At 61.9% G+C, this 22,371-nt stretch carries 23 protein-coding genes; 1 reads left to right on the top strand and 22 read right to left on the bottom strand.

Annotation, left to right across the window (positions count from 1 at the left end; translation table 11 throughout):
- Positions 1-3 precede the first annotated feature (3 nt).
- The 3 genes from J2Z17_RS22835 to J2Z17_RS22825 form a co-directional block, all read right to left on the bottom strand.
- On the bottom strand, positions 4-1,167 hold the full coding sequence (locus tag J2Z17_RS22835) for a carbohydrate ABC transporter permease (RefSeq protein WP_209948699.1): 1,164 nt from the start codon (positions 1,165-1,167) through the stop codon (positions 4-6).
- 12 nt (positions 1,168-1,179) lie between these two features.
- A complete protein-coding gene (locus tag J2Z17_RS22830; protein ID WP_209948697.1) occupies positions 1,180-2,415 on the bottom strand; it encodes a carbohydrate ABC transporter permease in 1,236 nt (411 codons plus the stop codon).
- Positions 2,416-2,534: 119 nt separating this feature from the next.
- Positions 2,535-3,887: an ABC transporter substrate-binding protein gene (locus tag J2Z17_RS22825; RefSeq protein ID WP_209948695.1), complete on the bottom strand. Its 1,353-nt coding sequence runs from the start codon at positions 3,885-3,887 to the stop codon at positions 2,535-2,537.
- A gap of 293 nt (positions 3,888-4,180) precedes the next feature.
- Here J2Z17_RS22825 and J2Z17_RS22820 point away from each other — a divergent pair, with 293 nt between their 5' ends.
- Positions 4,181-5,209 (top strand): LacI family DNA-binding transcriptional regulator, encoded by a 1,029-nt coding sequence (locus J2Z17_RS22820; RefSeq protein ID WP_209948692.1) that lies wholly within the window; start codon positions 4,181-4,183, stop codon positions 5,207-5,209.
- Positions 5,210-5,320: 111 nt separating this feature from the next.
- Here the strand turns inward: J2Z17_RS22820 and folD are convergent, their stop codons facing one another.
- The 19 genes from folD to motC form a co-directional block, all read right to left on the bottom strand.
- Positions 5,321-6,220, bottom strand: coding sequence for a bifunctional methylenetetrahydrofolate dehydrogenase/methenyltetrahydrofolate cyclohydrolase FolD (gene folD, locus J2Z17_RS22815; protein ID WP_209948690.1), 900 nt, complete (start codon positions 6,218-6,220; stop codon positions 5,321-5,323).
- 170 nt (positions 6,221-6,390) lie between these two features.
- Entirely contained in the window at positions 6,391-7,191 is an 801-nt protein-coding gene (locus J2Z17_RS22810) for a WecB/TagA/CpsF family glycosyltransferase (RefSeq protein ID WP_342454451.1), read from the bottom strand.
- A gap of 290 nt (positions 7,192-7,481) precedes the next feature.
- Positions 7,482-8,015 carry a hypothetical protein gene (locus J2Z17_RS22805; RefSeq protein ID WP_209948688.1) on the bottom strand — a complete coding sequence of 178 codons (534 nt, stop codon included), beginning with the start codon at positions 8,013-8,015 and terminating at the stop codon, positions 7,482-7,484.
- A complete protein-coding gene (locus J2Z17_RS22800) occupies positions 8,015-8,380 on the bottom strand; it encodes a hypothetical protein (protein ID WP_209948686.1) in 366 nt (121 codons plus the stop codon). The genes J2Z17_RS22805 and J2Z17_RS22800 overlap by 1 nt, the downstream gene beginning before the upstream one ends.
- Before the next feature lie 25 nt (positions 8,381-8,405).
- Positions 8,406-8,963, bottom strand: coding sequence for a rod-binding protein (locus J2Z17_RS22795; protein ID WP_209948684.1), 558 nt, complete (start codon positions 8,961-8,963; stop codon positions 8,406-8,408).
- Positions 8,964-8,992: 29 nt separating this feature from the next.
- Complete coding sequence (locus tag J2Z17_RS22790; RefSeq protein WP_209948681.1) at positions 8,993-9,406, bottom strand: hypothetical protein; 414 nt, start codon at positions 9,404-9,406, stop codon at positions 8,993-8,995.
- 4 nt (positions 9,407-9,410) lie between these two features.
- Complete coding sequence (fliR, locus tag J2Z17_RS22785) at positions 9,411-10,169, bottom strand: flagellar biosynthetic protein FliR (RefSeq protein WP_209948679.1); 759 nt, start codon at positions 10,167-10,169, stop codon at positions 9,411-9,413.
- Positions 10,166-12,253 (bottom strand): flagellar biosynthesis protein FlhA, encoded by a 2,088-nt coding sequence (gene flhA, locus J2Z17_RS22780; protein WP_209948677.1) that lies wholly within the window; start codon positions 12,251-12,253, stop codon positions 10,166-10,168. The genes fliR and flhA overlap by 4 nt, the downstream gene beginning before the upstream one ends.
- 113 nt (positions 12,254-12,366) lie before the next feature.
- Positions 12,367-12,633, bottom strand: coding sequence for a flagellar biosynthesis protein FliQ (fliQ, locus tag J2Z17_RS22775; RefSeq protein ID WP_209948675.1), 267 nt, complete (start codon positions 12,631-12,633; stop codon positions 12,367-12,369).
- Between the two features lie 92 nt (positions 12,634-12,725).
- On the bottom strand, positions 12,726-13,205 hold the full coding sequence (gene flgD, locus J2Z17_RS22770; RefSeq protein WP_209948673.1) for a flagellar hook assembly protein FlgD: 480 nt from the start codon (positions 13,203-13,205) through the stop codon (positions 12,726-12,728).
- Positions 13,196-13,645, bottom strand: coding sequence for a flagellar biosynthesis repressor FlbT (flbT, locus tag J2Z17_RS22765; protein WP_209948671.1), 450 nt, complete (start codon positions 13,643-13,645; stop codon positions 13,196-13,198). Before flbT ends, flgD begins: the two co-directional genes overlap by 10 nt.
- Positions 13,642-13,989 carry a flagellar biosynthesis regulator FlaF gene (gene flaF, locus J2Z17_RS22760; protein WP_209948669.1) on the bottom strand — a complete coding sequence of 116 codons (348 nt, stop codon included), beginning with the start codon at positions 13,987-13,989 and terminating at the stop codon, positions 13,642-13,644. The genes flbT and flaF overlap by 4 nt, the downstream gene beginning before the upstream one ends.
- 36 nt (positions 13,990-14,025) lie before the next feature.
- Positions 14,026-15,075 carry a flagellar hook-associated family protein gene (locus J2Z17_RS22755; RefSeq protein ID WP_209948667.1) on the bottom strand — a complete coding sequence of 350 codons (1,050 nt, stop codon included), beginning with the start codon at positions 15,073-15,075 and terminating at the stop codon, positions 14,026-14,028.
- A 3-nt stretch (positions 15,076-15,078) separates the two neighbouring features.
- Complete coding sequence (gene flgK / locus J2Z17_RS22750; protein ID WP_209948665.1) at positions 15,079-16,527, bottom strand: flagellar hook-associated protein FlgK; 1,449 nt, start codon at positions 16,525-16,527, stop codon at positions 15,079-15,081.
- Between the two features lie 27 nt (positions 16,528-16,554).
- On the bottom strand, positions 16,555-17,775 hold the full coding sequence (locus J2Z17_RS22745; protein ID WP_209948663.1) for a flagellar hook protein FlgE: 1,221 nt from the start codon (positions 17,773-17,775) through the stop codon (positions 16,555-16,557).
- Positions 17,776-17,943: 168 nt separating this feature from the next.
- Entirely contained in the window at positions 17,944-18,615 is a 672-nt protein-coding gene (gene rem / locus J2Z17_RS22740; protein ID WP_209948661.1) for a transcriptional activator Rem, read from the bottom strand.
- 279 nt (positions 18,616-18,894) lie between these two features.
- Entirely contained in the window at positions 18,895-19,473 is a 579-nt protein-coding gene (locus J2Z17_RS22735; protein ID WP_209948658.1) for a transglycosylase SLT domain-containing protein, read from the bottom strand.
- Entirely contained in the window at positions 19,400-21,037 is a 1,638-nt protein-coding gene (gene fliK, locus J2Z17_RS22730) for a flagellar hook-length control protein FliK (protein ID WP_209948657.1), read from the bottom strand. The genes J2Z17_RS22735 and fliK overlap by 74 nt, the downstream gene beginning before the upstream one ends.
- Complete coding sequence (motC, locus tag J2Z17_RS22725; protein WP_209948654.1) at positions 21,034-22,371, bottom strand: chemotaxis protein MotC; 1,338 nt, start codon at positions 22,369-22,371, stop codon at positions 21,034-21,036. The genes fliK and motC overlap by 4 nt, the downstream gene beginning before the upstream one ends.

The raw sequence follows: 22,371 nt of genomic DNA, 5'->3' as shown, positions 1-22,371 counted from the left end.
ATGTCAGCCGCCCTTGACCGAGCCGGCCAGCAGGCCGCGGACAAGATAGCGCTGCATGGCGAAGAAGACGGCGAGCGGCACCGCGATCGAAACGAAGGCGGCCGTCGCCAGAATTTCCCAGTTGCCGCCGCGGGTGCCCAGAAGCTCGACGATCTGGTTGGTCATCACCGTCGTGTCGCCGGTCGCGTCGATCAGGAAGACCTTGGCGACCAGAAGATCGTTCCAGGTCCAGAGAAACTGGAAGATGGCAAACGAGGCGAGCGCCGGGAAGGAGAGCGGCAGCACGATGCGGGTGAAGATCTGGAAATCGGTGGCGCCATCGACCTTGGCGCCTTCGATGATGTCGCGCGGCAGGCCGACCATGTAATTGCGCAGCAGATAGATGGCGAGCGGCAGGCCGAAGCCGGTATGGGCAAGCCAGACGCCGAGATAGCCCTTGCCGATGCCGATCGCCAGATGCAGGCGCAGCAACGGGATCAGCGCCAGCTGCAGCGGCACGACCAGCAGCGCCACGACGATGGCAATCAGGATCGCGCGTCCGGGAAAGCGCATCCAGGCCAGCGCATAGGCGGCAAAGGCCGCGACCAGGATCGGAATGATGGTGGCGGGAATGGTGACCGTCAGCGTGTTGAAGAAGGCTTTCGCCATGGAATCGGTGGTCGAGCCGGACAACAGCACGGTGCGGTAATTGGCAAACGTGAACTCCGGCGGCGTTTCCGCCGTGACGAAGACGCGGTCGCCGCGCCGCCCCTTGAACTCTGTCGGGCTCTCGTAGCGATAGGCGCCATCGTCCTCGACCGTCAGGCGCGCACCATCCTTGAGCTCGGCCGTCTGGCCCGGCTCATATTCCGAAATCTTCAGCGAGGATGTGCCCCAGGCGGAAATCGCCGAACTGGCGGTCGATCCATCCTCTTCGAAGACATTGCCCTCAATCACATAGAGGTCACCCTCCTGCTTCTGGGTCGAGGGGTCGCCGGTGCGCAGCACCATGTTCTGTTCCTGCGAGAACAGCGCCTTCCACCAGCCGCTGGCCGAAATCTGGTCGGCGGTGCGGAAGGACGAGATGAACAGACCGAGCGTCGGTGTCAGCCACAGGATGACCAGCACCAGCACCGAAAGGTGGACGGCCCAGACCAGACCGGATTTCTTGCCTGCGACATTGGCCATGGTTCGCCCTCCTCAGCGCATTTCCTTGCGGGCGCTGTAGACGTTCCAGACAAGGATCGGCAGCACCAGCAGCATGATGACGATGGCGGCGGCGGAGCCCACGCCCCAGTCGCCGGCGACGAACAGCTTGGAATACATGTAGTTGGCCAGAACCTGGGTCTGCCACTGGCCGTTGGTCATGGCAAAGACGATGTCGAAGATCTTCAGCACGACCAGCGTGATCGTCGTCCAGACGACCACCACGGTCCCCATGATCTGCGGCACCTTGATCTTGAAGAAGATCTGGAACGGGTTGGCACCGTCGATGACCGCGGCCTCGATGGTCTCTTCCGGGATGCCGCGAATGGCGGCCGACAGGATGACCATGGCAAAGCCGGTCTGGATCCAGATCAGCACCACCATCAAGAGCAGGTTGTTCCAGAACGGAATGGTCAGCCAGTTCTGCGGCTGGCCATAGGGCAGATCGGCCGTCAGCACGCCCAGGCCGGAGCGCAGGGACAGGAACAGCAGCCAGAGCGCGAAGAGCGCACCAAAGACCCGCAGCGCCTTCATCCAGACAGGTCGCTGCAGCGGGCGCGGGCCGCCGGCGACCAGCGGCATCATCAGGCTGTAGATCGCATAGACCATCAGCGCGGCGAAGATCAGCAGCAGAAGCACCGGCACCAGCTTCAGCACCAGGAAGGAGCCTGCCCCGCCATCGAAGGACAGCCACATGGCGTTCAGGATGCCGATCTGTTCCTGGCCCTCGGGCCGGGCATCATAGACCAGCTTGAAAATGACGGAAGCGCCGACGAAGGAGATCGCCATCGGCATGAAGATCAGCGATTTGGCGATGCTGCCCCAGGAAATGCGGTCGGTCAGCTGGGCGGCCAGAAGCCCGCAGGCGGTGGAGGCCGCCGGCACGATGATCAGCCACAACATGTTGTTGCGAAGCGCTTCCCAGAACTTCGCCTCGCCGGCCATGCGACTGTAGTTTTCGAGCCCGATAAAGGCGCCGCTGCGGGTCGTCACCGACAGCCACAGCGTGGCGACGACCGGATAGGCGAGATAAAGCCCGAGCGCGACGATGGCCGGAAACAGGAACAGCCAGGGACGGATCATGTTCGCGCGGTTGATGTTTCGCCCGGCATTCGGTCCGTCGGCCCTGAACAGGACGCGGTCGAGAACGAGGTTCGACAGATAGAAATAGCCGATACAGCCGCCGACACCGATGACGATGGTGATCACAGCCTGAATTGCCGGATTCATGCGCTCCCTCCACCAGGCCCTTGTTCTTGGTCGTTATCGACATGTGGCCTGTCTTTTCGCGACCGCCCGGAGCGTGTCCCCGGGCGATCGAAACCGTTGAATCGAGCTTCGGCCCGGTCCTACTTGATGCCGTCCCAGGCCTTCTGGATCTGGGCACCGACCTGTTCGGCCGACTTGCCGCCGACGTAATCGACCATGCCGGTCCAGAAGGCGCCGGCGCCGATGGCACCGGGCATCAGGTCGGATCCGTCGAAGCGGAAGGTCGTGGCATTGAGCAGGATGTCGTTCATCTTGCGCACGGTCGGGTCGGTGAAGACCTCCGTGTTGGCCCCCTTGTAGGGGGTCAGGAAGCCCTTCTGGGCCATCCAGATCTCATGCGCGATCGGCGTTTCCAGGAACTTGATGAAGGCTTCGGCCGCCTTGCTGTCCTTGGTGATGGTAAACGTCGTGCCGGCCCCCAGAACCGGCTTGCCGAGATCCTTGTCGGCATAGGCCGGCATGTAGAAGAAATCGACGTCTTCGCCGACCAGCACGTCCTTGGGGAAGAAGGAGGGAATGAACGACGCCTGGTGGTGCAGGTAGCACTGCGGCGGCGAGGAGAACAGGCCCTTGGGGCTGTCGCGGAAATCGGTGGAGGCGACAGCCCCCGGACCGCCGGCGACGAACTTGTCGTTCTTGGCGAACCAGCCGAATTCGTTGATGGCGTTGATGACGATCGGGTCATCGAACTTCATCTCGTTCTTGACCCATTTGTCGTAGTCTTCCGGCGATGCGGTGCGCAGCATCATGTCCTCGACCCAGTCGGTCGCGGGCCAGCCGGTGGCGGCACCTGAACCCAGACCGATGCACCAGGGCGTACCGCCGTCGGCGACGATCTTCTCGGTCAGCGCCTTCAGGTCTTCCATGGTTTCCGGCACTTCATAGCCGGCATCCTCGAAGTTTTCCGGCACATACCAGACCAGCGACTTGACGTCCGCCTTGTAGGGGAAGCCGTAGAAGGCCTTGGTGCCGTCCTTGCCCGCATAGGTGCCGAGATCGGCCCAGGACTGGCCGGCCGCGTAGTTCTCCTTCAGCCATGCTGCGGTCTCGTCGCCGAGCGGCGTCAGGAAGCCACGCTTGGCCATGTCGGACGCCAGGCCCGGCTGGGGAAAGATGGAGATGTTCGGGGCCGAGCCGGCTTCGAGATCGACGACCACCTGCTGCTCGAAACTGTCGGAACCGGTGTAGCGGACATCGGCGCCGGTGGCTTCCTGGAAATAGGCAAGCACGCTTTCGACCAGTTCCTGGTCGGGGCCGAGCCAGGGACCGAAAATGGTCAGCTGCTCACCCTTCAGGTCGGTCTTCTTCAGCTCTTCATAGCTGTCCCAATGGAACTTGCTGTCTTCGCCCGGCTTGAATTTCAGGTCGGCGGCATGCGCCGCCCCTGCCAGCAGCGCTGCACCCGCGACGCTCAGGAAAAATGCCTTTTTCATGTGATTTACCTCCCATCACATTTTTCTGCGATCATATCGGCACACCGCGACCTGAAACAGGCCGGCGCGCCCAAAGCGCTTTGACACAGTTGTTTCCCATTGATCGGAAAACAGAGTCAAGAGGATTATACAACCAGCGCTCGGTGGTTTTTTGCTCATTCGAACAGCAATTGCTCGCATGCCGTCAACAGCCGGTCACATTTAAGGCTGTTTCAACGCCACCATATGCAGTATCCATAGCGCTTTGGGAGGCGCTTGGAGGAGCTCTGCCGACAGCGGAGATAGCAGGACCTGTGAATCTTAGACAATTATCGGAATTGCTCGGCCTGTCGCAGACGACGATCAGCCGGGCATTGAACGGCTATCCGGAGGTGAGCGAAGAGACCCGCCGGCGGGTCAGGCTGGCCGCTGACGAGACCGGCTACCGCCCGAACCGCGCGGCACGCCGGCTGGCGACCGGCAAGTCCGGCTCGATCGGCCTGGTGATCCCGACCAAGCCCGGCCAGACCTCCGACGTCCATTTCGGCGAGTTCCAGCTCGGTCTTGCCGAGGAGGCGCTGCGCCACGACTTCCATTTCGTCATCATGCCGGCGCATGGCGAGGACGAGGCGCAGGCGATGCGCTGGATGGCGGCGAGCGGTCATGTCGACGGCTATTATCTTGCTTATATGCGGCGCAACGATCCGCGGATCGCGCTGGCGCTGTCGCTCGACATGCCCTTCGTCGTGCACGGCCGGGCGACCGGCGTGGATGTCGACTATCCCTATCTCGACGTCGACAATCACGGCGCCTTCTACCGGGCGGCCAGGCTGCTGCTCGACCTCGGGCATACGCGCGTGGCGCTGCTGAACGGGCCTTCCGAATACGACTTCGCCATCCGCAGGCGCCAGGGCCTGATCGACGCTCTGGCCGAACGCGGGCTGGCGCTGGATCTGGCCTTCGATATGCACGGCGCGATGACGGACGAAATGGGGGCAAGCGCCATGACTCGGTTGCTGCAGGCGCCGCAGCGGCCGACTGCGGTCCTGTGCTGCTCGACGGTCATCGCGCTCGGCGCGGTGCGGGCGCTCAACCGCGCCGGGCTGACGCTCGGCCGCGACATGTCGCTGATTGCCCATGACGACGTGCTGCCGCTGCTGAAACCGGAAAACTTCCTGGTGCCGCTGACGACGACGCGCTCGTCGCTGAGAGCCGCCGGCACCCGGATCGCCGAGCGCCTGATCGCCCAAATCAACGGCGCGGCGCCCTCGCTGCCGAGCCATGAATTGTGGGAGGCGGACCTGGTGGTGCGGGCCTCGACCGGCCCTGCACCGAAGGCCTGAGGCCCGGCTCCAGAGCATTTCCCAGAAAAGTGTCGTCGCGGCTTTCCGTCCGGAAATGCGCAAAAACAATACGCTAAGGCACGTCTGGTGAACGCGTCCTTACCGGACGTGCTAGAATGCCGGGGCCGGCCGGCCGGCGGCGCGGCATGCGGCAATCACGGTATTGGCCATCAGCATGGCAATGGTCATCGGTCCGACGCCGCCCGGAACGGGCGTGATGGCGCCGGCGACGGCAGCACATTCGTCATAGGCGACATCGCCGACCAGGCGCGTCTTGCCCTCGCCCTTCTCCGGCGCATCGATGCGGTTGATGCCGACATCGATGATCGTTGCACCGGGCTTGACCCAATCGGCCTTGACCATCTGCGGACGACCGACGGCGGCCACCAGAATATCGGCATTGCGGGCAAGGGCGGCGATGTCCCTGGTCCGCGAATGGGCGATGGTCACGGTAGCATTGGCGGCCAGCAGCAGCAACGCCATCGGCTTGCCGAACAGGTTGGAGCGGCCGATCACCAGCGCGTTGAGACCGGAGAGATCCTTGCCATGGATCTCGCGCACCAGCACCATCGAACCGGCAGGCGTGCAGGACAGCAGCCCGCTGTCGAGATCGCCGGTGGCAATCTTGCCGGCATTGACGACATGCAGGCCGTCGACATCCTTTTCGGGCAGGACCGCCTGGGTCACCGCATCGCTGTCGAGATGCCCGGGCAGCGGCAGCTGCACCAGGATGCCGTGGATCGCGGCGTCTTCGTTGAGGGTGGCGACGAGTGCCATCAACTCGGCCTGACCGGTGTCGGCCGGCAGCGTGTGCTGGACGGAGGTGAAGCCGCATTCCTTGGCCATGCGGCCCTTGGCACCCACATAGGCATGGCTTGCCGGATCGTCGCCGACAATGATCACCGCCAGCCCGGGCTTTACTCCGGCTGCCGCCTGCAGGTCTGCCGAAGACGCCTTTACCTTGTCGATGACCGTTGCAGCCACCGCTTTTCCGTCAATCACCCTGGACATGAACTCTCCCGCTTCACGCTTGGTATCGACACGTGTTCTAGAACGTGGTCGACGGCCCGACATTGTCTGAGGCCGTCCTATCCTGTCAAACTTGCGCGATTGCAACAGGGAAAGTTGACGCACGGGCATCGCGCATCGCCGTTCAGCGCGATGCGCCCGGGGCCGGAGCCCTACCGCGGACCGGACCGAATGCCGGCCATGCGGTCCTGGCCGAACAGACGGTAGAGCGCCACGTTCCAGAAGAACAACGGGATGCCGACGATGTAGCGACGCCACAGGCGCGCGGGTTCGCAGGCCATCCGGTAGGCCCATTCGAAGCGAAGGCGGCGCATCCAGGGCGGCGCGCGCGGCACACGGCCCGAGACGAACTCGAACAGGGCGCCGACGCCGAACACCAGGCGGGCATGCTCCGGCCGGATATGGCGGGCCATCCATTTTTCCTGCAAGGGCGTGCCCATGCCGACCATCAGAATGTCGAGATCGAGCGTCGACAGCCGCTCAGCGACCTCGGTTGCGTTCTTCTCGCTGAGGAAGCCGTCGGAGACCGGAATGAAGGTGTGCCACGGCGCATGCTGCCGGAACTGGCCGGCGGTGACCGAGACCACATCCCCCTTGCCGCCGATCAGGCCGATGCGCATCGGCTTTTCCATATAGGTCAGCAGCGCAGGCACGAGATCGGTGCCGTTCAGATTGGCCTTGAACATCGTCCCGTTCAGCGCCCAGGCCGCCAGGTCGATGCCGAAGCCGTCGGGCAGCACGATCTGGCCTGCCAGGATCTCGCGGTAGTCACGGTCGACATGCAGGATATTGGCGTTGTTGGCGTTGAGAAAGGCGACCCGGACCTGGCCGACCGGCAGGGTGACTGCGCTTGCTATGAAGGCGAGCGCCATCTCCCAGTCGAGATCATAGACCGGAAGCCCGAAGATCGGCATCTGCGGAATGGTCGCCACAAGTTGCTGCCGGGCGTTCACGACCACCACCTCGAGGATTGTTCGACCAGACGCAATCCGTCCGGCCAGCGCCGCCCCACAGGCGCATCATGCATCGTCTCTGTCATATTCGACATCGGTTACCACCCCAGTACCTCGTCACTAGGGGCGGTGTAGCATGCATACTTCACGATACGCTTAAGGACGACCATCAACTTGAAACGATCGTCTTAACCTTCCGGCAAGGAATGGGCGAAATTCCTGTGCCAGAACGAGAAAAACCCCGCTTTCGCAGGGATTTCAACCGGTCTGGCCGTGCCGGAATGCCGTGGTCAGTGGCCGGAACTCTGGGCGCCGTCGATCGTCACGCCCTCGGCGATCTTCAACGGCGGCTTGCGTTCCTGACCGGCCTCCGAATTGGCGGCGATATCTTCCTTGGACAGATAGTCCAGCTGCTCGACCAGGACTTCCTGAATGAGAGGCTGCCCCAGCCGCGCATTCAGATCGGTCTTCAGGTGGTCGCGAAACCCCTGCAGATCGAAGGCGCTGGTATTGGACAGGTCGACCATCTTGTTGCCGACGAGCAGGGTGAACAGTTCGTCGGTCATCAGTTCCTTCATCGGAAGGTCCTGGCCGGCCATCTTCGCCTTGTCCATCTGGAACGAGATGCGGCCGAGAAAATAGCCTTTCACGCCGTCGCTGGAAAACACCGGAATGGTCAGCGTTTCGCCCCGCACCAGCTCAAGGGCCGGCCGGTTTGCATCGTCTGCTGGCTTTTCCGGCGCCGTTGCCATGTCCACGGAAAAATAGACCGCGCCCAGCGTGACGACACAAACCCAGATTCCGGCAATCAGCAGCTTAATCATCAGTGCTCACAAAAGAGGAACTGTTCCTGGGAATAGGTTCCGTCCGCATCGGCGTCCTTGACCGCATTCTTCAGGAGATCGGCGACGGCGCGCACAGCATTCATATGGGCCTCGACGCGCTGGGCGTTGAGCGCCAGCTTCTTCTTCAGCCCATGCATCTGGTCGATATAGCCTTTGGCCAGTTCCTTCGGATCGGTGTCGCGAAACAGCATGGCCAGTTCATAGAGGCAGCGGCTCTTGTGCGCGTTGGACACCTTCAGGTCGAATTCGGGGTCCCGGCCGATCCGCTGATTCTCGTTGTCGATAATGCGTTCCAAACGACCCAGAACGGACTGGATGCGATAGTCGCTAGAGACGATTTCCATGTGATCTTCTCAACTGTTCTTTGTTTTAGGATTGGTCTTTTGATTCAGTCGCCGATGGGCCGAACGTGCGTCGTTCGATATCGGTAATCATGCTGACGGCGAGGTTGCGTTTGTCCTCGTCGGTCTTGCTGGAGACGACACCTTCATTGCGGTGTGCGGCCAGGGCCTGGGAATACATCTGGTCGGCGATACCGACGCCGCCACGCTCGGACATGACATTGCCGATCTGCTCGGCCATCATGCTCTTCCAGATGCCACCGGCATTGCCCTTGCCGTAGACGGCCTCACTGTCCTTGGGCAGCATTTCCTTGATGAAATTCTGCAGGATGACGGCCTCGAACTGCTTGTAGACCTTGGGCACCTCGCCCGTATCGGCCTGCGAGGCCTGATCGAGCTTGGCCTTGCTGGCAGCACTGTTCAAGACGGAGACGGCATTGTCGAAGCCGTTGCCCTTGTCTGCCAGACTGGTAGCGGCAAAGGCGGCCCGGTTGGCTTTCATTTTTTCCTGCGCGGCAGCCACGTCGGTCGGATCGGCGGCTCGGACCACGTCCAATATAAGGTCACTCGGGGGAGAGATGGCCATAGAACTGTCCTCCAATTGCGGTGGAAGGACTATCGCTCTTGAAGCTTGCTGGAGGCTGGCGTTGCGTATCGCATGTCGACCACGTCGAGTACGGCCTCGTCGTCGCGCTCGCGCTGCTCGTGCGCGCGGGCGTCCTTCATGCTGTCTTCCAACCGGTCCGCCTTGGCGCCCTCGCGCAGCAGCTTCATCTCCTGCATCTTCTGCAGATTAGCCAGCTGCAGGTCGGCATTGGAGAGGCGGTTGAAGCGGTCGGCATAGCCTTGCGCGAACAGCCGGTGGACCGGATCGAGCGAGCCGATCGCCAGCATCACATTGTCCATGGAGACGCTGACCTCGTCGCGCTGGCGGGTGGTGGCCGCCAGGTCGCTTTCGGCCATCCGCTCGACATGCCGCTGGACGGCGACGAGACGTTTCAGCTTGTCGGATTTGGCATTGCCGGCCATGTCGTCACCCGCCCGCGTGGAAGATTGACGGGAAGGCGTCGGCAAACTGCCGGACGAGCGCCGCGATCGACAGATAGAGCAGGAAGAGCCCGCCCATCAGCAGATAGGGCGTGGAGATGAAGTAGATCGGGATCTGCGGCGCCAGCTTGTTGATCAGGCCGATCGAGACATTGAACATCAGCCCGAACAGCAGGAAGGGGCTCGCCAGCCGCAGCATGATCATGAAGGTGTCGCGCAGCGTGTCGGTGAGCGAGATCAGCATCTTTTGCGAATCCGGCATGCCGCCGAGCGGCATGACGGAATAGCTGTCGATGATGGCGCGGAACATGATGTGATGGAAATCCATCATGAACAGCAGCATCAGGCCGCCGAAGCTGATCATGTTGGTCAGCTGGCTTTCGGGCGTGTCTTCCAGGATGTCGCCGGCGCCGGGCGCCGAAAAGCCGATCGACATGGCGATCATCGTTCCGGCAAATTGCAGGCCCAGCGTATAGAAGCGGGCGATCAGGCCGAACATCACGCCGATCGCCAGTTCGCCGAGGATCAGCTGGACATAGATCGCCGGATCGCCGCCGGATACGCGCGGATAGATGGTGCTCCACATGACCGGCAGGATGGCGAGCGAGACCGCCACCGAAACGAAAAGCCGGATCTGCACCGGCACCCTGGCGGAAGCGAGACCCGGCATCGCCATCATGCATCCGCCGATCCGGCAGATGACGACGAACAGGGCCAGAACGCTCCCCTCGGGGTCGTTGATCATGAAATGGAACCCAGGATCTTGATCTCAATGCCCTTTGCCAGTTCGACATGGGACAGCACAGGCAGGGTGGCGAAGAGACGCTCGATAATCATCCGCACATAGGAACGCGTTTCGGGCGACGTGACAAGTACGAAGGGCAGACCGCGGTCCATGAATTCGCGAATGACCTTGCTCGCCTGCTCGGAAAATTCTTCCAGTGCCCGCGGATCGATGTCGAATTCGATGATCTCGCCCTTCGGGTCGCGCTTCAGCGCCTGGTGGAAGATCAGGTCCCATTTGGGACCGAGACGCAGGACGCGCAGCGTGCCGTTGTCGGCAAGGTCGCCGCAGAGCTGCTGGCTCATGCGCACACGCACATGCTCGACGATCTGCTCGGTCTTGCGCACATGCGGCGCCAGTTCGGCGACCGCTTCGAGGATCAGATGCAGGTTGCGGATCGACACGCGCTCGGCCAGCAGCAGCTTCAACACTGCCTGCAGCCCCGAATAGGACATGTGCGACGAGCAGATCTCGTCGGCAAGCTTCTTGTATTCGGGATCGAGCCTGTCGATCAGGATCTTCACGTCCTTGTAGGAGAGAAGCTGCGGCAGATTGTTGCGGATGACTTCCGACAGGTGTGTCAGCACCACCGAGACGTTGTCGATCGGGTGGAAACCCTCACGCTTCAGGTCTTCCTGGAAGGTTTCGAGGATCGACACCGCCGGCATGCCGAAGGCGGGTTCGCGGATCTCGTCGCCCGGCACGCTCGGCTTGCGGCCGGAACCGGTGACGACCAGCACTTCGCCGACGCGCAGCTGGTTGGAGGCGACCGTGGTGCCGTGGATGCGGATCTGGTAGCCCTTTTCCGGGATCGATATGTCGTCGCTGACCTTGATCTCCGGCACTACGAAACCATACTGGGTGGCGAATTTCTTGCGCATCTTGCCGACGCGGAAGGCGAGCTCCTGGTGGGCGCCGAGCAGGCGGGTGGAGACCTGCTTGCCGAGCGCAAGCTCGATCTCGGAGGTCTTCAGCACGTTCTTGACGGAGTCCTTTTCCGCCTCCTTGCTCTGGATGACCTTCTTTTCCTCGGCCTCACGCTTGACCTTGTTTTCGGCCGCGAGCTGGCGGGGAATGAACCAGCTGCCGAAGGCCATGATGCCGCCGAGCACGGTGAACGGCACGACCGGAAGGCCGGGCATCAGGGCCAGCAGGCCCATCAGCACCGAGGCGACCATCAGGGCGCGCGGATAGCCGGAAAGCTGGTTGACGACGGCCTGGTCGGTCGAGCCGATCGTGCCGCCACGCGACACCAGAAGGCCGGCAGCGAGCGAGACGATCAGGGCCGGAACCTGGGTGACGATACCGTCACCGACCGACAGCTTGACGAAGACGTCGGCCGCTTCGCCGACTGCCATGCCATGGCGGAAATAGCCGATGATGATACCGCCGAAGATGTTGATGGCGGTGATGATCAGGCCGGCAATCGCATCGCCGCGGACGAATTTGGACGCACCGTCCATGGCGCCGAAGAACGAGCTTTCCTGCTCGAGCTCGCTGCGGCGGTGCTGGGCTTCCTTCTCGTCGATGATGCCGGCCGAAAGGTCGGCGTCGATCGACATCTGCTTGCCGGGGATGGCGTCGAGGGTGAAGCGGGCGCCGACTTCGGCGATACGCGTGGCGCCCTTGGTGATGACGATGAAGTTGACCGTGATCAGGATCATGAAGACGATCAGACCGATGACGAAATCGCCCGACATGACGAGGCCGGAAAACCCGGCGATGACATTGCCGGCAGCGCCGTGCCCCTCATAGCCATGCGAGAGGATGACGCGCGTCGTCGCGATGTTGAGCGACAGGCGGATCATCGTCGAGATCAGCAGGACGGTCGGGAAGGAGGAGAAATCGAGCGGCCGCTGGATCCACAGCGACACCATCAGGATCAGGACGGAAAAGGCGATCGAAAACGCCAGGCCCATGTCGATCAGGAAGGCCGGGATCGGCAGGAACAGGATGCACAGGATCGAGACGATGCCGAGGGCAAAGCCGATGTCCCGTCCCTGGAAGGTGCCTTTCGGCAGCGAGATTGCAGGAGGTTGCGCCATTTTGGTCCCGTCTCTTCATGAGATGGTGGCGAGCGGACACATTCCGCGCGCTTAATTCGCTCCGGTCTAGACGGCGAAGCTTGCGCGAGGGTGGCAGACGCGCCCTGCCCCGGTCAGAATCCGGACTGGACGCGGGAGAAGACCAGATTGGCAAAGAGGGAGATCTGCCCGCCGATAAAGGGGGCGGAGACGCCGACGGCAACCAGGATCGCCAGGATCTTCGGCACGAAGGTCAGGGTCATTTCCTGAACCTGGGTCAGCGCCTGGATCAGCGCGATGGTGACACCGACGATCATGGCGGCGAGAACCGCCGGGCCGGCTGCGACCAGCACGGTCCAGATCGCCGCCTGCATGATGTCGAGAGCGTCTGCCTCGTTCACTGTCGGATACTCCAGGGAATCGTCGGCGACCGACTCAGTTCGGTCGCCTCAAAAGGCCTAGCATCGCCGACCACCGGGGTCCAGACGCCGGTTCAGCTCGCGGTATCGGAGCTGTCGGTGTCAGAGCTGTCGGACGTATCCGTGCTGTCGCCGGTCGAGGCTGTCCCGGGAGACCCGATCGTGACACCGACATCGATGGTGATCTTGTCGCCGGCCGTCGTCGTCGCCACCATGGCGTCACTGTAGACCTTGACCGCCGCGATCGTGCCGCTGGTATTGCCGTCGGCGCTGGTGATCGTCTTGCCGACATAGTCGGACGCGATGTCGAGCGCGTTGGACGCGATCAGGCTCTCCAGGTAGGAGTTCGTCTGGATCGCCTGCTCGACCTGGGAGAAGGTCGCGAGCTGGGCGACCTGCTCGCTCGCATCCATCGGATCGGTCGGGTCCTGGTTCTTCATCTGCGCGATGAGCAGCTGCAGGAAATCGTCGTAGTCGAGCGATGCGCTCATCGCCGAGGTCTGCGACGACTTGGCGGTCGCCGAGGTTGTCGAGGCTACACTGTCTACCGCCACGGAGCCATCTCCTTGCTGATCTGTTCGACCGTCGCGGGCGCCATTTCCTGGTTGTTCAGGATACGGTCCTCGATCGGATAGAGGGCGCGGATCGCCTTCAGGGCGTCGAACGGCCGGCCGGATGCGACCATGCCGTCGATCCGCTTCAGTTCGGCCAGAACTTCCTCATTGCGGAAGCACGACAGAAGCATGGTGATCGACTTGCGGAACATCAGCATCGACTGTTCCTTGCCGTCGGGATTGATCAGCATCATCTGGGCGATGAAATAGAGCTGACGCAACGGCGTGGTCGCCTGTTCCGGCTGCAGAACATGGTTCTCCAGCAGGAAGGTGACGTCGTTGAGAAATTCCAGCGACACCTTGCGGTCGACACGCAGAACCGCCCCGTTGATGAAAATACGTTCGCCGGATTTCAGCGAGATGCGCAAAGTGCTCTTCATTTCAGTCCATCCCTGATGATGGTGGTCACGTCGATGATCCCCTGGTAGTTCGTCGATTCGCGTCGGCGAATGCGATCGCACTCCTTGAGAATCCATATGGCAATCGAGATCAGATTGGCTCTGAGCTCGGCGTCGAGCTGGTTTTCCGGATGCCGGAGGTCCTCGATGAAGCGGACCCAGACGCGGCGCGTGTAGAACAGGGCCTCAATGGCGTCGCGCGAATACGCGCGCTCGTCCCTTGCGGTCGTCAACAACTCCATCGAGCGAGTGAGTGCCTGACGCTCCCGGTCCTTGGCATCCGCGACCCCATCCTCCATGATCTCGGCATATGAGAACTGGTACATCTAGTCGTCCTTCATTTCGCTGCCTGCCTCTGTTCATCAAAGGTAGTTTACTAGGCTTAACTGCTGGATCTTTGCGGTCAGCGTGTATGATGCCTCGACGAGAGACAAAAGATTGTTAACTTTCGTCGACGCCTCGTAAGCATCGACCTCGACCATCGAGGTAAAGTTGGTTTCGATGATGTCGTGCTGGATCTGCAGCGAGGAATTGGCCGCTTCGACGCGCTCCTGCGACAGACCAAGCTGCGTACGCTCATTGTCGATGCCCGAAATCGCCACGCCGGTTGCTTCGATCGCCTTGTCGGAGACGACGCTGCGCACGTCTTCCTGGATGGTAAGTCCAAGTAATCCCTTGGACAGTACGGCTGCGAACGCGAAGGCACGCATGCCCGTCGCATTGGCGCTGGTCGAGGTCTGGACCGTCTCGCTCTGGCTGATCCGCGACATCATTTCGTCGTCGGTCGCCGTCGACCAGTCGGTGTCCCAGGCGCCGCCCGGGTCCATAAACATCGGCTTAACCGTGTTGGTAATGAAGTCGTCCATCTGCGTCGCGGTGATCGCGCCGGTCTGGGCTTCATCGGTGGACGGGAAGCCGAAATAGCCCTGGAAGGCGGTTTCGAAGTCGCCCATGAAGGTGTCCATGTCGGTGAGCGGCTGGACGTCGCTGTTGATCCCGGCAAACAGATATTCGCCGCTGACCGAGGTATTGGCCATGCTGAGGAAGCTGTCGAAGGCATTGGTCGCCGACTGGGCCGCCACATCGAGGTTGGACTGGTCGTTGCTGCCCTTCAGGGCGACCAGCGAATCCATCATGCTCTGCGCCGAGGTCGACATGCTGGTCATCGCTTCCTGCGAGGATTCCAGCCGCTGGGTGGCGATGGCATTGGTGTCGACGAGCGACTGCAGCCGCATGCCTTCGCGCGTCAGGTCGAGCGACAGCGAGGTACGCGAGCCGAGTTCCGAGCCCACGTCGGCATATTGACCGGTGGACACTTCCGTCTGGCTTTTCAGCAATTCGCTCTGCGCCTGCAGAATGGTCAGGCGCATCGAATTCTGAATGGAAAGATTGGAAACGTTGGATGTCTTCATGACTTACCCCGTAGCCGTCAGCAGAGCCTGCATCATTTCATCGACAGTGCTCAAGAGTTTGCTCGCAGCCTTGTAGGACTGCTCGATGTCGAGCAGCAACGCCAGTTCCTCGTCGAGGCTGACACCCGTCTGGCTGCTATAGGCTTCCTGGGAACGCTGCAGCATTGCAGTCTTCTTTTCGGAAGCCGAACTGGCGTTCGAACGGTATTCCTCGAGCCAGCCGACCGAGTCGGTGGCGTAGTTCAACAGGCTGGTGCTGTCGTCGAGTTCGCTGTCCGGATCGAACGTCATGTCCGATGTCATGCCGTCCATGTAGGTTGTCAACAGGCCGGTATAGCCGGCGCTGTCGTCCGGGTTCATGTCGACCGAATTGCCGTCGCGAAGACGGGTCGGATCGCCACCCTGGGCGCTGACATAGTCCGGATTCACGGTGATCAGGCCGGCAAGGCCGGGATAGACGGTGCCGGCTGGCAGCGGGTCGCCGGGCATGGTCACGCCGTTGGACGGATCGGACCAGGCAAACAGACCGGGCACGCCGGAATCGTCGAAGACGGTGATCAGGCCGCGCGCGACTTCATCGAGCTGGCTCTGGAAGGTCGGCGCGATCTCGTCGCGCAGCTGAAGATTGGCCGCGATGGTGCCCTGGGCCGAGGTATCGCCGCCGACGCCGAACTTGACCGCGGTCCCGTCGATATAGACAGAATTGCCGGTGGTCGCCCCGTCATAGGTGGTCTTGGCCTGGAAGGTGACATTGCGCGGAATGCTTTCGAACAGCGTCGTGCCGTCCGAGGTATAGAGCACCATGTCGTTGTTGTCGCGGGTCTGTACCGTGACGCCGATAATGCTCGAGATCTGGCTGACAATGGTGTCGCGCTGATCGAGATAGTCGTTCGGATCGCCACCGGTCGCCGTCAGCGAAACGATCTTGTCGTTGACCTTCTGCAGGTTGGCCAGCAGGGAATTGAGGTTCGTGACCGCATTGGAAATGTCGAGGTCGGCCTGCTCGCGCACATCCTGAACGGAGCCCGTGACCTTGTTCAGCGAATTGGCGACGTCCTGGGCGGACGAGATCGCGGTCTGGGCCAGCGACAGTTCGCCGGGCTTTGCCGCATAGGCCTGCAGGTCGTTGTAGAACTGCGCCATGTAGGTCGAGGGCGACAGCTCGTAGTCATTGCCGCCGAGCACCGATTTCAGGCGTTCGAGGCCGTCGAGCAGGGCATCCTGGCCAGCGCTGTCGGACGTCGTCGTCAAAAGCTGCTTTTGCAGGATCAGGTCTTCGGAGCGACCGATGGAAACAACGGTCGCTCCGTCCGTGGTCGTTGCGACATTCGTATAACGCTTAACATAGTTCGTGTTTCCGGCGTTGGCGATGTTCTTCGACACGATCTGCGATTGCTCGCCCGTGTTGGAGAATACGCTTTTCGCGGAATTCATGGCAGACGTAAGCGTCATAGGATCATCCTAAGCGTAAGAGATTACTTACCGTTTCAGGTTCACCAGGGTGTCGAGAAGTTCCGACCCCGTCTGGAAGACCTTGGAGTTTGCCGTGTAGTTGCGCTGCGCGGCGATCATGTTGGTCAGTTCGGTCGCGGTATCGACGGTGGAGTCCTCGAGCGCGCCGGAGATGATTTCGCCGAAGCCGCTGGAGCCGGCATAACCGAGGACCACGACGCCCGAGGTGCTGCTCTGGCTGTAGAGGTTGCCCGATTCGACCGTCAGGTTGTTCGGGCTCTGCACGTTGGCCATGGCGATACGATAGGTCGGCACGACGTCGCCGTTCTCGTAGATCACCGAGACGATACCGTCGGAGTCGATGTCGTAACCGCTGACGGCCGAGGCCGCGTTGCCGTCGACTTCGCCGGTGGTGACCGCGAAGTCGGAAGCGAGCTGCGTGGTGTTGCCGAGATCGATCGTCAGCTGCGGCAGTTCCGCGCCGTCGAGAACGGTCGAGTCGATCGAGTCGGTGACCAGTTCGGCCGGATCGGGGCTGATCAGCGTGCCGTCGACATCGAAGGTCAGCGTCGTCGGCGCCAGCACCTGGACCGGCGTGCCTTCGTCGTCATAGCTGGCTTCGACCGACCATTCGTTGTCGGCCGTCTTGGTATAGGTGAAGGTCAGCAGGCGGCTGTTGCCCTGGCTGTCATAGGCAACCAGCGAGGTCGACTGGCTGAAGCCGTCCGGCTCGGTCGACGGCAGGTTGCTGACCAGCGATCCGGTGGTCGAGGCGGTCGCCGAGATGCCCAGACCGGACAGATCGATCGGGCTCAGGCCGTCGTAACCGTTGACGACGATCGTCGGATCTTCGGTCGACGAATATTCGTAGCCCATCAGCGTGTAGCCGGAGGCATTCTGCAGCGTGCCGTCGTCCTGGATGGTGAAGGAACCGGCGCGGGTCAGGTAGTTCGAGCCGTCGCCGTTGTTGACGATGAAGAAACCGTCGCCGTTGATCGCAAGGTCGGTGTCCGACGAGGTGTAGGAAAGCGAACCCTGCTGCGAGATGCCGTAGGCCACCTTGGTCTCGATGCTGCCGGAATTGTAGGTACCCGACGTGCTCGGGAGCACCATGGAGGAGAACTGCACCGAGGCCTTCTTGTAGCCGGTGGTGCTGGAGTTCGCGATGTTGTCAGCGACCGTGCTGAGCATGTTCGCCTGGCCATTCATGCCGGACACGGCAGTACGCATAGATCCGTAGAGGCTCATGATATTTCCTCGTGTGATTTGTTGAAATGAGACTAGGAAGTAAGCCTTGCGTGAAGCTGTCTGAATTAGAGACTTTTAATCGTCAGGGCGCGGATGGCCCTGTCACGCGGGCAAAAAAAAGACCGGGGCCGAAGCCCCAGTCCCTGTTCGCGCAGCTGCTGCCGAAGCTCAGCTCCAGTCGATGCAGTAGCCGAGGAAGCGCTTGGAATCGATCGGATCGAAACCGAGCTTCTTGCGCAGTTTCTTGCGCAGCTTGCTGATATGGCTTTCCACCACGTTTTCCTCGACCTCGTCATCGAACAGGCCGTAGATCGCGTTGAAGATCTGGGTCTTGGAAACGCGCCGCCCGCGGTTCTGGACCAAATATTCCAGGATGCGGCGTTCACGCCGCGGCAAGGGAAATACCTCGTTCTGGATTTCCGGATCGCGACCGTCCGAGAAGATACGGATCGGCCCGATTTCGGTGAAGTTGGAGATTGCCTTCAGGCGACGGCGGATAGCCGCAGCCCGAGCCATGATTTCCCGCGGGTGCACGGGTTTGCGCACGACATCGTCGACGCCGCAATCGAACAGTGCCAGAGTGCTTTCCAGCGAAGGCTGGTCACTCACGGCAATGACTGGCGCCTGGGTCCTGTCGCGGATTGCCCGCGGCAGCTCCAGGGTCTGTTCACCCTGCCCCAGGAGGAAAGCTTCCACCGCAGCGATGTCCGTATCCGCTGCCGTGTTCACCCATTCCCCGAATTCGGCCGGGTCGAACCCGGTCGAGGGAATGCCCTCACGTCCAAAAAGAGAAGTATACCCATCTTTCACGAGCTCTCGCTCATCAACCACTACGATCATTCGTCCGCCTCCGAATCAGTGTGGTGCCTCGATGACCAATGGGTACGAATCGAGCGATTCTGGAACAAGGGGAGAAAGTTAATGGTAGTTATTAATAGTTGATTAACCTTTGTGGCGCGATTTGATCTACATCTAGTGGTCACCGGCGCAAATTGGCACAATTTTTCTGAGGGCAATTTTAACTTATGGTTAACTAATCCTTGCACTGCCTTTTTTGGCGCACAATGACGCCCCAATTCGAAGGGCTATTTTAGCATCTCTGTCTACAATCAGGAGTTGCTATTCACCGCAAAATTTTCTGGCATTCGTTGTCCAGCTCCCATAGCCGGTGGCCACGAGATTTGCGATCACCCGACAGACATAGCGCTTCTGCGCCGGATCATTGTTCGGGCCGGCGTGATATCTGGCAACCGCCATGGTCCAGGTATCGTGCCTCTGATGCAGCCGGACGAGAAACCGGGCGGCATAATCGACATTGCGATGGGGGTCGAACATCGCCTCCAGCGAGGTGAAATTCTCGCCGTGGTAATACTGGTTGATCTGCATGCAGCCGATATCGATCAGCTTGGCGCCGCGCAGCCTTGCTGCGGCCACCGTCGCCAGCGCCTGCCCCTCGTCAGGCGGGAAATAGGCCTTGCCCTCGATGTTGACCGCGTTGGGCTGCAGCGAGCCCTTGCGCCCCGTCTCGGTCAGGCCGACGGAGTAGAGGATGCCTTCGGGAATGCCGTATTTGGCAGCAGCCACCTGGATCTCCCGCTCGCACGAGCCGGTCGAGGCAAGGGCCTCAGAGGTAGACACCGCTCCCGCCGCGAGCGCCACCAGCGCCACCTTCACCGAGAGCCGCCGCCATGCCGTCATCGCCCGTCAATCCTGTCTGCGTGTTGCCGTTGGAAGAGGCGCCGAAGCCCCCCTCGCGTCCGCCACCCGATCCCTGGGGGGTGCCGGCAAAGGATTGCGATCCTGCCTGCTGCTGGCCGGCTTGTTGCTGGCCCTGCTGCTGACCGGACATCTGGTTGCTGCCGGCGCCGGATCTGTCTGTGCTGGAAATCGAGATCTGCACGCTGTCGACAGCATAGCCCTGCGAGCGCAGCGACTTGACGATCTCGCTGTGATCGTCGCTGAGCTTGCGATAGGCCGCGCTGTTCTCGACCGTCAGCTGGACATTCAAGGTGTCGCCGGTGAGCTTCAGCGTCGCGGTAACCGATCCGAGATCGATCGGGTTCAGCTGCAGCTTGAGGCTGTTCATCACCTTGCCGGTGGTGTCGGGCATGGTGGCGCTGTCGATTGCGCCGCTGCGCAGGGCATTGACCCAATCCCTGTCGCCATTCATCGCGGCTGCGAGATTGGCGACATTGGAAGTGGAAACCGGCGCGATATAGCGGCGCGATTCCAGGACGCCGACGGTCGGTGTCGAATTGCCGGGCGCACTGGCGCCGGCGCCATCACGGTCGCGCGGCTGGCCGTCGGGCGAGGTCGCCAGCCGGTCGAGGCGGATCGCCTTGAATTCGGTGCCCTTGGTCTCGGCCGCGGTTTCCGGCGCCTGGGTGTCGCCATCGACGTCCGGATCGCCGGCAAGGAGCTTGGAGAGATCGGACGCCAGGTTGCCGGACTTGCCGGCGGCGTCCGCGTCCGCGACCTTCGTCTTTGCACCCTTGGCATCATCGGTGGCAACCGGCTTCAGCGCCGTGGCCGCCTGGGCGGCCGCGGCATCGTCGGCCTTGCCGATGATCAGCAGCATCAACGCGTCGGTTGCCGTGGCGGTGCCCGACGCCTGACCGGTCTTGCCGGCGGCGCCGGCATCCCCGGCAGTCGCCCGGGTATCGCCGCTGCCATCGTCGATGGCGTCATCACTCTTGTCGGCCTTGTCGGCACTCTTGCCCTTGAGCTTGTCCTTGCCGTCAAGGGCATCAAGCGGATCCTTGGCCCCCTTGACCTGCTTTCCGGCGCCCTCGACCACGGCTCTTGTGGTCTCCTTGCCGTCTTCGGCGGTCGTCTCGGCCAGATCGGCATCACCGTCATTCGGCTTGGCAGCCTTCGCATCGGTCGTCACGCCTGCCGCGCCGGCAGGTTTGTTTGGCTGCTGAGCGTCCTTGAAAATATGCAATGCCTGATCGGCGCGCACGCGACGCTGCGGCGCCGTATCTTCCGCAGTCGACGCGTTATCGGTGTCACCCATGTCCTGCGACGCGCCGTCGTCGGCGTCTGCAGCACTTCGGGACCGGTTGTCCTCATCGGTGGTATCGCCGGCGCGGGTCGTCTGGCGATCGTCGGTCCGCGTGTCATCAGTTTGCGATGACTTACGGTCTGCGCCTTTCAGGGCGTCCGAGAAACCCGGTGTCGCGGCCTGCCTGTCGGATCGGCCCGCGCCATAACCAGACGCGGTGTCGAAGGCGGCCCTTGACTGAACTGTGGGATCCATCATGGGTTCGGTTCCTCGTCGAGCAGGCCGTCGATCGCCTCGAGCCTGCTTCGTCCCTGTTCTACAAATGCTGAAAACGCAGGATCATCCTGTTTGAGCGCCGCAGCGACCGGGGCCTGTGCCTCCTGCACAGGGGACGGCTTGGATGGTTCCGATGGCGCGGACGGATCCTGTTGACCCGGCTGGCCTGCGGAGACATCCGCTTCGCTGACGGAAGCGCCTTGTCCTGAAGTGTCATTGCTAAGTGCGTCGCCTTGCGCGGAGCTTTTCGGCTCGGGGCTGCGCAGAACCTCGCGCGCGATCGCCTCGGCGGCCGAGCGCAGCGCCCGGTCGGACGGCGTCAGCATTTCAGGTGGTATGCTGGCGATGCGCTGCATCACCGCGGCCACGTCTTCCGTCGGGATATTGGCCATGCCGCCATAGAGATCGGCAAGCGCGCCCTCGTTGTCGTCGGCGGTGCCGGCCAGCGCCTTGGCATTGTCGGCCGCAAGCCGCGCCAGCTCGTTCTTGCCGTCGATCGCCGCCTGACGGGCGACCCTGAGATAGACCTCGCGCCGACGCTCGACATCCATGAAGGTCAGCGTGTCGAGAACGCGCTGGTGATCCAGGTCGTCGAAATGCTTGACGATCAGCGTGACGAAGAGATCGGCAAACTGCGAGGCATAGGGAGAGTGCAGGAAACGCCTTACATAAAGCGAGGCGTATTTCAGGGCATCCGCCGAGCGGTCCGCCTCGACGGTGACCGCGAGCGAACGCCGCAGCGCCGCTTCCTCGACAAGCGTGCCGGGCGACAGAAGCCGCGCCCAGTCATAAAATTTGAGCGCCTTGTCGAGATCGCGGCCGATCAGCACATTGGCCGCAACCAGCGAAAGATAAGGCGCGATCTTGGTCTGGCGGTATTCGGTTGCCAGTTCGCCGAGGCTCTTGGCCACCAGCGTCCCCTTGCCGCTCAGATAGCGGCCCAGCAGATCGGCGATGCGGCTGTCGAAATTGCCGTCGACGTCGCGCGACAACAATAGGTCGAGCGTCTTGGGATTGCCGCCGCTCATCGCATAGATGAAGGCGGCATCGACATTGCGGGGATCTTCAAAGACCGAGGCGTCGGCACTGCGCAGACGGTCGTCCAGCGTGCCGAGGATGAAACGTTGCATCTCGCCGGCGGAATGGTCGCCGAGCACCACGGCATCCTGCACGAATTGCAGCGAGCGCAGCATCTTGTAGGGCGCAAGCTCGATATCGTCGACGGGCGCGGCTGCAGGGGCAGCCGCCAGCGGCGGCGCCGTCCCCGAAAGGGCGGCGACAAGGAGCGGCAGATATAGAAGACGCCGGCTTCGCAT

The sequence above is a fragment of the Heterorhizobium halophytocola genome (assembly GCF_017873095.1).
Classification (GTDB): Bacteria; Pseudomonadota; Alphaproteobacteria; order Rhizobiales; family Rhizobiaceae; genus Allorhizobium; species Allorhizobium halophytocola.
The sequence above is the reverse complement of the archived record's forward strand: the minus strand, read 5'-3'. Positions and strand labels throughout refer to the sequence as shown.

Excerpts from the sequence above, each read along its gene's own strand:
- J2Z17_RS22835 (WP_209948699.1), bottom strand. The coding sequence starts at position 1,167 with ATGGCCAATGTCGCAGGCAAGAAATCCGGTCTGGTCTGGGCCGTCCAC.
- J2Z17_RS22830 (WP_209948697.1), bottom strand. The coding sequence starts at position 2,415 with ATGAATCCGGCAATTCAGGCTGTGATCACCATCGTCATCGGTGTCGGC.
- J2Z17_RS22825 (WP_209948695.1), bottom strand. The coding sequence starts at position 3,887 with ATGAAAAAGGCATTTTTCCTGAGCGTCGCGGGTGCAGCGCTGCTGGCA.
- folD (WP_209948690.1), bottom strand. The coding sequence starts at position 6,220 with ATGTCCAGGGTGATTGACGGAAAAGCGGTGGCTGCAACGGTCATCGAC.
- J2Z17_RS22805 (WP_209948688.1), bottom strand. The coding sequence starts at position 8,015 with ATGATTAAGCTGCTGATTGCCGGAATCTGGGTTTGTGTCGTCACGCTG.
- J2Z17_RS22800 (WP_209948686.1), bottom strand. The coding sequence starts at position 8,380 with ATGGAAATCGTCTCTAGCGACTATCGCATCCAGTCCGTTCTGGGTCGT.
- J2Z17_RS22795 (WP_209948684.1), bottom strand. The coding sequence starts at position 8,963 with ATGGCCATCTCTCCCCCGAGTGACCTTATATTGGACGTGGTCCGAGCC.
- J2Z17_RS22790 (WP_209948681.1), bottom strand. The coding sequence starts at position 9,406 with ATGGCCGGCAATGCCAAATCCGACAAGCTGAAACGTCTCGTCGCCGTC.
- fliR (WP_209948679.1), bottom strand. The coding sequence starts at position 10,169 with ATGATCAACGACCCCGAGGGGAGCGTTCTGGCCCTGTTCGTCGTCATC.
- flhA (WP_209948677.1), bottom strand. The coding sequence starts at position 12,253 with ATGGCGCAACCTCCTGCAATCTCGCTGCCGAAAGGCACCTTCCAGGGA.
- flbT (WP_209948671.1), bottom strand. The coding sequence starts at position 13,645 with ATGAAGAGCACTTTGCGCATCTCGCTGAAATCCGGCGAACGTATTTTC.
- flaF (WP_209948669.1), bottom strand. The coding sequence starts at position 13,989 with ATGTACCAGTTCTCATATGCCGAGATCATGGAGGATGGGGTCGCGGAT.
- J2Z17_RS22755 (WP_209948667.1), bottom strand. The coding sequence starts at position 15,075 with ATGAAGACATCCAACGTTTCCAATCTTTCCATTCAGAATTCGATGCGC.
- flgK (WP_209948665.1), bottom strand. The coding sequence starts at position 16,527 with ATGACGCTTACGTCTGCCATGAATTCCGCGAAAAGCGTATTCTCCAAC.
- J2Z17_RS22745 (WP_209948663.1), bottom strand. The coding sequence starts at position 17,775 with ATGAGCCTCTACGGATCTATGCGTACTGCCGTGTCCGGCATGAATGGC.
- rem (WP_209948661.1), bottom strand. The coding sequence starts at position 18,615 with ATGATCGTAGTGGTTGATGAGCGAGAGCTCGTGAAAGATGGGTATACT.
- J2Z17_RS22735 (WP_209948658.1), bottom strand. The coding sequence starts at position 19,473 with ATGACGGCATGGCGGCGGCTCTCGGTGAAGGTGGCGCTGGTGGCGCTC.
- fliK (WP_209948657.1), bottom strand. The coding sequence starts at position 21,037 with ATGATGGATCCCACAGTTCAGTCAAGGGCCGCCTTCGACACCGCGTCT.
- motC (WP_209948654.1), bottom strand. The coding sequence starts at position 22,371 with ATGCGAAGCCGGCGTCTTCTATATCTGCCGCTCCTTGTCGCCGCCCTT.